Source organism: Actinoplanes aureus, from assembly GCF_015704865.1.
In the GTDB taxonomy this organism is placed as follows: domain Bacteria; phylum Actinomycetota; class Actinomycetes; order Mycobacteriales; family Micromonosporaceae; genus Actinoplanes; species Actinoplanes aureus.
On sequence record NZ_JADQTO010000098.1, the window covers coordinates 1 to 1,072 of the forward strand.

Here is a 1,072-nt window from a genome sequence, read left to right on the forward strand (position 1 = left end):
TGTGCGACTACTCAGGTTTGTGTGGGCATTGGAGCGGCTACAGGATCCCGTGACGGACGGCGATAGGTGCCATCCGGATAGTCATGGTTGTCAACGCGATCGTGACGCCTCGCTGAGTCGTCTACGGATCCAGACGTGCCGCCACGGACTCAGCTGGCGCTTGCGGCGATGGCCGCGTATTTGCGGTCCGGGACCTGCTGTTGCAGGCGCTGGAGTTCGGTGAAACCGGCCTTTGCTAGTCGGGCGGAGAATTCGTCTACTGGCCAGCGGTACGCGGTGAGGACCTTGTGGTCGAACTCGGCCACCTCGTCGTCGCTGTCGAAGAAGCCGATCACCAACCTCCCGGAGTGAACTAGCATCCGGCGGAACTCGGTGAGCACTCGGTCCAGCTCCTGTGGCGGCAGGTGAATTGTCGAATACCAGGAGAGGATGCCGGCCACCGAATGGTCGGGAATGTCTAGTTCGGTCATCGAGCCAAGTCGGAACTCCGGCCCAGGGAAGTTCGTCCGGGCATGGTCGATGAACTCACGGACCAGGTCGATGCCCGTCACGTCGGCGCCGAGCGAATGCAGGTAGGCGGTCCAATGACCGGGGCCGCAACCGAGATCGAACACCGTGCCGTCCAGGCCGGCGAGGTGATCCCGGACAAGGGCAGTGTCGCTCTCGGGGGCATGCCAGTCACCGTCAAACAGGGCGATGTACTGCTCTGACATGGACGAATAGGCATCACGTACCAACTGCTTGCTCACGGCGACACCCTAGACCCAGCGTAAGATACATCGGCACGGTTGAGTACGGCGGCTCACGCGGCGGACGGGCATCGATCCGCCCGACCACGGCGGGCGTCTGGCATTGCCGGGCACTCGTTGATCAACTTGTGCGACTTACCACGGCATTCAATCGAATCCTTCGCCTTACCGGGGCGACAGTGCAGTCGGTGGCGTTTACCGACCGGGGACTCGTGATCGGGTTGCGTCGGCGCCGACGGCGTCTGATCTGCCCGTGCGGGGCACCGACGATGGCCCGCTACGACACGTCGCGGCGCCGGTGGCGGCATCTGGACTTCGGTGCC

Annotated in this window: 1 protein-coding gene; it reads right to left on the minus strand. The window is 63.5% G+C overall.

Translation table 11 applies throughout. From position 1 onward, the window contains the following. Positions 1-149: 149 nt before the first annotated feature. The gene (locus I4J89_RS49090; RefSeq protein ID WP_196421101.1) at positions 150-749 is read right to left on the minus strand and encodes a class I SAM-dependent DNA methyltransferase; all 600 of its coding nucleotides are present in this window, start codon (positions 747-749) and stop codon (positions 150-152) included. Positions 750-1,072 lie beyond the last annotated feature (323 nt).